This is a genomic window from Patescibacteria group bacterium, assembly GCA_024654625.1.
Taxonomy (GTDB): Bacteria; Patescibacteriota; Minisyncoccia.
This window is the reverse complement of sequence record JANLHB010000032.1, coordinates 20607-28045: the sequence shown is the minus strand read 5'-3', so window position 1 is coordinate 28045 and position 7439 is coordinate 20607. Positions and strand designations below refer to the sequence as shown.

The window sequence follows — 7439 nt, the reverse complement described above, 5'->3', positions numbered from 1 at the left end:
TATGTTGAAAGTGAAATTAACAATCGTCCGAGGAAACGCCTCGACTGGAAGACCCCATTAGAAGTATGGAGTGTTGCACTTCAAGGTTGAATTCAGGAAAAATAGGGAGACAGGCGCAAACATTGCCTGCCTCCCCCGATTCGGCAGCCGCTACTGCAATGGGCTACCCTTGGGATAAGAAACCTCTTCATATTCGTTACCTCCTTTCTTTAATATTCTTATACTATCTAATTACATTATAACACGCGTGTCAAGTTTTATAGCGCTACACTCTAATAATTCTTAAGAAAACTATTTATGTAATTTTTCATATTTTTTATAATTTCCCTTTTTTGATATCCTCCCTCAATTTCTCAATATAAGAATTGAAAAAATACAAGTTATGGAAAGTAAGAAGTTTCAAAGCGGTAATTTCTCCCGCTTTAAAAAGATGAGAAATATAACTCCTTGTATAATCCTTACATACATAGCAATCGCATTTTTTATCCAAAGGTTTTCTATCTTTCAAAAATTTTGACTGCTTCATATCAAGCCGACCATCTGAAGAAAAGGCTGTCCCGTGGCGAGCATAGTGAGTAGGCACGATACAATCAAAAGTATCCACACCGGCTTTTATAATCTCCGGAATATCCTCCAAGTGCCCTATACCCAAAAGATGCCTCGGCTTTTCTTCCGGTAAATCATCGAGTACAACCTTCAGCATTTTGCCCATCGTATTCTTATCGTCTCCGAATTCCCCGCCGATACCAAAACCATCAAACGGAAGAGAAGAGATAAACTGAGCGCTTTCTCTCCTTAAGTCGGCAAACTTCCCACCCTGGACGATACCAAAGAGCGCTTGATTCTTTCTTGCCTTCGGAGATCTCACTTTTATACACTCCTCGGCCCATTTGTGGCTCAAGGCCAGAGATTTCTTCGTATATTCATAGTCAGCTACCGGCGAAGTGCACTCGTCAAAAGCGAAAATTATGTTAGCGCCTAAATCCTCCTGTATCTTCATAGATTCCTTAGGTCCAATAAAAATTTTCCTCCCGTCAATCGGAGATCTGAACTCCACCCCTTTCTCGCTAATCTTTAGAAGTTTTGGTTGTTCTCCCAAAGAAACAGAAACATCTTTCTTTCCTTTTAATATCTTCCCAACGCCATGATCCCTGCCAAAACCTAGACTAAAAACCTGAAACCCTCCCGAGTCCGTCATAAGAGGCCTCTTCCAATCCATAAATTTATGCAAACCGCCGGCGCTCTTCACTATTTTCTCCGCCTGTTTTAGGTGCAAATGATAAGTATTACAGATAAGCATCTGACTTTTTGCTTCTTCTGTTTCACTACTCGTGAGTGTCTTCACTACAGCCTGAGTGGCGACAGTGACCAAGCAAGGTGTCTCAACCTTACCGTTTGATGTCTCCAGCACGCCGAGTCTGGCATTGCTCTTCTTTGATTTTTTTGAAATTTTAAATTTAATCATTTTTATTTATTTTTTTAAAAAAAGTTGTCTCAAGCAAAAGCGGAGAAAAACTGTTTTGGAAGAATTTCCCCATTCGCCATCCACTGAATGGCGAAATCCGTTCTGGAAAAACAGTTGTTTCTCCGCTTTTGCGTTATTTTTGAAAAATCAGTATTTTTAATTTTTCAGATACGCTTTTTAATTTTTAATTTTTCCAAGACTATCTATTTTATCCTCTTGTATAAATACCCCCTTCATCTCGTCATACTTCCCGTCTATTATAACCTTTGAAATCATTCCTGTCTCAGAGGATATAGCCATAATATGAGCCGTTGTGCTTGAGACAAGATTATCGTCTATCCTGTTGCCATAGCCCGGATACTTAGACTCAAACCCGAAACTAAATTCATAACAAAAATTACAACCAAGCTTCTTATATCCGTTAAAAACCAAATTTGACCCGTCAAAATTATAAGTAGGCGAAGTAAAGACAACCCACTTGCGAGCCAATTCTCTTGAACCGACAACGCTATATTTACTATCCAGAGTATCTTTTTTATTTATTTTTTTAAACACAAAGAAACTCGCGCCAACGACACCGACAACGCCGACAAACAGCAAAATAAACAAAGCAGAGAAAATAATGAGAAAATGTTTATTATGTTTCATCTATATATCTATATTAAAGGAAAAAATAATAAAAACCATACTAATTACCCTCGCTTGCATTATTAACCGCTGACACATAATTACAATAATCGCAATCAGAAGCTTGTTTGGGAATATGCTCCCCAAAAAGGCATTTACGGGCATCCATAAGAGTGCCTTCTACCCATGAATCATCTCCTTCATAAGGCAATACAACCACATCAAACTCAAGCCTACCGTCAAAAGCTGCTCTGTCTTTCCTGCCGTTACAATATACGAAATAGCCCATACTTGAAACTTTGTGCCCATTCATCCTTAGAAGCCACTGATAAATTTCCATCTGCCTTTTATAAGCAATCTGCCAATCCGCATCAAGGCTCAGTTCTTCATCTTTACTGGTTGATTTATAATCAACGACAATAAGCTCCCCGCTCGGACTAACCCAGATATCATCAACTGCGCCCGTTACTATAAAATTAGACGGCTTGTGGTGATACCTTACGCCGACAAAGTTCTCTCTCCATTCATCAAGGTCTTTATGCTTGAAAGGTATCGCGTCTATGCCGTATTTATCCATTAGCGGATGGGTAGTGCCTTTTATCCTATGGATATCAAACTCTTTTTTCAGTAAAGCATCAACGGCGGAATTTAAGGCAAAAGGAAAACCGGGTGGTTTATCCACACCCAACCGTCTATCTATGTAAAAACATCGCGGACAATTCAAGAAAGAATCAATCTTTGAACGGCTAAGTTTAAAAGGCTCGTCTGAAGACGGGTCAAATATATTACGGCCCCTCTTTGCATTATAGTATATTGACATAATCATATATTAACAGAAAAAAGCGATTTGCTGAAATAACACATTATAAAGGTTATTTTAAAATAAATTTTGTGATAGATATTATCTAATAAAATACCCTCTTTGCTTTCTGACAAAAAGGGTATTTTGAAATACGATTTCCAAGATTATTTTTATTGTCCAAGTGTCGTAAATGTCTGCTCCGTTGAAGTTGCGGCGTTACCAGAAACATCAGAAGAAGAGACTAGAAAATAGTATGTTGTACTCGCAGACAATCCGCTGAAAGTAAGTCCGTGACTTAACTCTAGGGCAGTAGAAGATGCTTGCGGAGTATTCAATACATCAACAGGGGTTGTTGTGGCATACCATGCTTTGCTATCTGAAGCTTCATCAGTAAGCCAACTAGCTAAACTTGATATTGCTGTAATACCTGAAGTGCCGACAGAAGAGATGACAGGAGCTGTTATATCTGCGACAGGAGGTGTGGTTGTCGCTGTGTCTCCGCCATTAGAGTCGCAGTCATCATTATCATCGTCATCATCTCCATCATCATCGCCATGATCTTTCTTGTCATGTTTCTTTTCTTTTTTATGCTTCTTCTCTTTCTCTTCGCAATCTCTATCATCTGATTCATCGTGATGTATATATAGAGAAAGAGGCGTTGTAGTAGCTAAAGAAAGTTTCTTAGCTATGCCGGGAGCTATCAGAAGACCAGGTGGCACCTTACCAGACTTACCGGCGCCATGTTCCAATAGTTCATTAAGCTTTCTAATTGTCTTTGGTCCCACAATGCCAATATCTTCTATGCCGTGCTTTTTTTGGAATTTCTTAATGGCTTTCTCTGTCAAAAAACCGAAATATCCGCTAACTATACCTTCAGGATAAACATCGCTGTCACTCTTCAAAAATTCCTGGAGTTTTGCCACATCATCTCCTGATATTCCTTTATATAAAGACCTAGTAAGCTGAAGTTCAGTTTTTATAATCCTAACTTCAGTATTTAAAGACTTTATCTGTTCCTGAAGAGTTTTAACCTGCTCCATAAGAGATGTTATTAAAGCCTGAAGATCGCTTGCAGTATCTTGAGCAAACGCAGGCATCGCCTGAGAAAAGCCGAGAGCAAGCACCATAATACCTATAATTATACCTTTTTTCATATTTCTATTAATTTTATTGTTAATAATTCTTATAATAACCCTATTTAATAATTTCGACTTTTTATCTTAAAAGGCTTTTATACCTATTTAAATAAAAAGACGGCTTAACTGTCTTAAAATTACAACTGCTAGAATCACCCCAAAATAGATGAGGAAAAATATATAATCAATATGCCGAAAACTATCAAAAACATCTGAAGAGCGCTGCTTATCTTTCCCCTTGAACCTTCTCCATCGTGAAGTTCCGGTATAAGGTCCGAAGCCGCTATATAGAGGAAGTTGCCCGCCACAATGCCCAAAGCCGGGATTATCAAACTATCAACTTTCGGAGCGGCAAAATAAGCAAGAAGTGAACCGGCAATAGTGGTAAGCGCAATCAAGAAGTTATAAAAGAGAGCCTTTCTTACAGAATACCCGGCATGAATAAGTATAAAGAAATCTGAGATTTCCATTGGCGCTTCGTGAACCAAAACAGCTAAAGTGGTGACTATCCCAAGGTTAAAATCAACAAGAAAGGCTAGGGCAATAATAATACCGTCAATGAAGTTGTGAATCGCATCTCCTAATAACACCTTTACCCCTTCCCTTGTGTTATGAATATGGCAATCCGCCGTATGACAGTGAGACCAAGATAAAACTCTTGTTAATGCAAAAAATGCCAGAAATCCCGCTAAAACATAAGCAAAAACAAAACCTGAAGAAGATTCTTCAAGCGCTTCCGGTAAAATATCAAAAAAAATGACTCCCAAAAGCGTCCCAACTGAAAAACTGACAAGATAATTTATATATTTAGTAACATTCTTCTTAAATAAAAAGACAATAACCTGACCTATAAGAGCCACAATAGATTGAGCTGCGCTTGCCCCTAAAATCCAAAACAATAACATCGCTTAATTATATGACACTATCCGCTTCTTGAAAAGTTATATCATTACCTTGACTGATTGACATATTTTACTAACTATGCTAGTATAGCATTTGCACCAGCAGTTTCGTTGGTGTTTTATTTTTGCCCGTAGATCTACGGGATCGCCCATTTCAGGCCATTTTCTTATATGATAAAGGCCGGAATTAAGCGACTATTCAGACAAAAGAACACTTACTAATAAAGAATAGGCCAAAAATAAATATATCAGATATGAATACTTTCATAAGTTCAATCGCTTTAGTCGGAATGCTTCTCAACGCATCAACAACAATTCCAGTTGAACAAGAGGAAGAGCCAGCGCCGAGTATGCCGGCAAAAGATATAAAAATTGCCGGCGACCTGATAGCTAGATATGAAAAATACAAGTCATTATTTAGCCAGGAAGAATCAATTGAAAAAGATGAGGACAACAGTTCACATATAATACTAGAGACTGGAGAAGCTGAGGTGACAGCTTACTCAAGCACGCCAGACCAAACAGACAACGATCCATTTATAATGGCATCCGGTAAACATGTTTACGATGGAGCGATTGCTGCGAACTTTCTTCCTTTCGGGACCAAAGTGCGTTTCCCTGAAATCTACGGCGATAAAATATTTACAGTAGAAGACAGGATGCACAGAAGATTCTCTGAAAGAATGGATATCTGGATGGAGACAAGACGAGAGGCTGAAGTATTCGGCATCAAGAAAATCAGATATGAAGTCGTGGAAGAAAAAGAATCAAACGCTGAAAAGATAGCGATGAACTAAAAATAAAAAAGGCGTACGATTAAATTGTACGCCTTTTTTATTTAATTATACAAAAAAAATCGGCGAGCAGGTATCTGCTCGCCGACCAACAAGACACATCATACCTATCGAACCGGCTTGTCCCCAAGCCAAGCGCCGCAACGACGGCACTTCTTTCTTTGAAAATAATATTTATTGCCAAGTTCGTTGGTATCCTCCTTCATCTCTAAAGTGCTGTATTCTTCCTTATGGCAACAGTGATATGCGCAAATACATTCTTCCATAAAGACCTCCTTTTTTTCCGCTTATAAAAATAATCCGAAAAAGGTTAGGATATTATAGTAGAAGCTCGCTGGCATCTTCTTGTATGGAATATTCAATTCGATCTTGTCGTGACAATTCCTGCAAACCTTTACGACACCTCCTTTGTTTCTATTGCCTTTGCCGTAATGCCTCTTTGGCAATACATGATGCCTCGTTGGCTCTTTCATTTTCTTGCAAACCGGGCATACCCAACCGCTTGCAGGCATATACTCTACCTCCATTTTTGTTAAAGATCGGACCCCATCTCTTCCTATTTATTTTTTATCACTAAATAATCCAAAAATCAACAAACACGGTGGAGAATTTTATACAATCATCACCTGCTTTCCGTTGCCAGCTGACCGCAAGCGGCTTTAATCTCCCCGCCGAAACGATAGCGCTCCGACACTGGGATACCGGCTTTTTCCAAAATTTCCTTAAACTTCCGCACTGAATTATGAGAAGAAGGCTCCATCCCCTCTTTCCCTGTCGGATTGTAGACTATCAAGTTAACAAAATGCAGAGGCTTCTTCATAAGCCTCGCCAACCTTTCAGCATCCTCCTTAGAGTCATTTATCCCTTTCAGCATAATATATTCAAACATAACTTGCCTTGATGTCTTATTAATATAACTATCCACCGCGGACAAAACTTCTTTCAGTGGATATTTTATATTAACCGGCATCAGCTTTAAACGAAGTTCATCGTATGGAGCATGGAGAGATATAGCTAGGTTTACTTGCAAGTTTTCTTCTGCCAGTTTATTTATACCCTCAATAACTCCACTCGTTGAGATAGAGATTTTCCTTGCGCCGATGTTTAGACCGTCTTTTTCATTTAGAGTACGGACTGCCGAAAGAACATTGTCATAATTTAAAAAAGGCTCCCCCATCCCCATAAAGACAACATTGGTAACCTTATCTTCTCCGTGAGACTTAAGATAACGCGCGAAAAACAAGACCTGACCCACAATCTCATCTTCAGTTAAATTCCTAATGAGCCCCATCGCTCCAGTAGCGCAAAAGCCGCACTTCATAGGACAGCCAACCTGAGAAGAAACACAGACGGTAGAGCGACCACCCATATGACGCATTAACACGCTCTCAATTTTCAGCCCATCATCAAGCGTTATAATCGCTTTTAAGACGTCATCATCTGATTCCACAACCTCGCCTCTAACTTCAAGAGGGCACTCTTTGTTCAATACTTCTCTTAACTTAGGCGGTAGATAAGTGGCAGAAGACCAATCATCTATTAAACTTTTAAAAACCGCATCTCTTGCTTGCTTGAGGCGATACTTTGGCTCATTTTTCAAAACTTCTTTTAGTTTATCTAATTTCATAATTTTAGTATATCAAATTCACAAAATTTTGATTCATTCAAGAACAAAATATCTAAAACATCCAACCGGCCTGCCTTCTCCTTAAA

The 7439-nt window shown here is 38.9% G+C and carries 8 protein-coding genes; 1 reads left to right on the top strand and 7 read right to left on the bottom strand.

From position 1 onward, the window contains the following. Positions 1-316: 316 nt before the first annotated feature. The 5 genes from tgt to NUV40_03375 form a co-directional block, all read right to left on the bottom strand. The gene (tgt, locus tag NUV40_03395; GenBank protein ID MCR4342916.1) at positions 317-1465 is read right to left on the bottom strand and encodes a tRNA guanosine(34) transglycosylase Tgt; all 1149 of its coding nucleotides are present in this window, start codon (positions 1463-1465) and stop codon (positions 317-319) included. Positions 1466-1642: 177 nt separating this feature from the next. Beyond that, a complete protein-coding gene (locus NUV40_03390; GenBank protein ID MCR4342915.1) occupies positions 1643-2113 on the bottom strand; it encodes a hypothetical protein in 471 nt (156 codons plus the stop codon). A gap of 40 nt (positions 2114-2153) precedes the next feature. Beyond that, positions 2154-2912: a PD-(D/E)XK nuclease family protein gene (locus NUV40_03385; GenBank protein MCR4342914.1), complete on the bottom strand. Its 759-nt coding sequence runs from the start codon at positions 2910-2912 to the stop codon at positions 2154-2156. A gap of 152 nt (positions 2913-3064) precedes the next feature. Then, complete coding sequence (locus NUV40_03380; GenBank protein ID MCR4342913.1) at positions 3065-4048, bottom strand: peptidoglycan-binding protein; 984 nt, start codon at positions 4046-4048, stop codon at positions 3065-3067. 134 nt (positions 4049-4182) lie between these two features. Further along, a complete protein-coding gene (locus NUV40_03375) occupies positions 4183-4935 on the bottom strand; it encodes a ZIP family metal transporter (protein ID MCR4342912.1) in 753 nt (250 codons plus the stop codon). A 251-nt stretch (positions 4936-5186) separates the two neighbouring features. Here NUV40_03375 and NUV40_03370 point away from each other — a divergent pair, with 251 nt between their 5' ends. Continuing rightward, positions 5187-5729 (top strand): 3D domain-containing protein, encoded by a 543-nt coding sequence (locus tag NUV40_03370; GenBank protein ID MCR4342911.1) that lies wholly within the window; start codon positions 5187-5189, stop codon positions 5727-5729. A gap of 104 nt (positions 5730-5833) precedes the next feature. Here NUV40_03370 and NUV40_03365 read toward each other — a convergent pair whose 3' ends face one another. Next, the gene (locus NUV40_03365) at positions 5834-5992 is read right to left on the bottom strand and encodes a hypothetical protein (GenBank protein ID MCR4342910.1); all 159 of its coding nucleotides are present in this window, start codon (positions 5990-5992) and stop codon (positions 5834-5836) included. Positions 5993-6348: 356 nt separating this feature from the next. After that, the gene (gene rlmN / locus NUV40_03360) at positions 6349-7353 is read right to left on the bottom strand and encodes a 23S rRNA (adenine(2503)-C(2))-methyltransferase RlmN (GenBank protein ID MCR4342909.1); all 1005 of its coding nucleotides are present in this window, start codon (positions 7351-7353) and stop codon (positions 6349-6351) included. Positions 7354-7439: the final 86 nt, after the last annotated feature.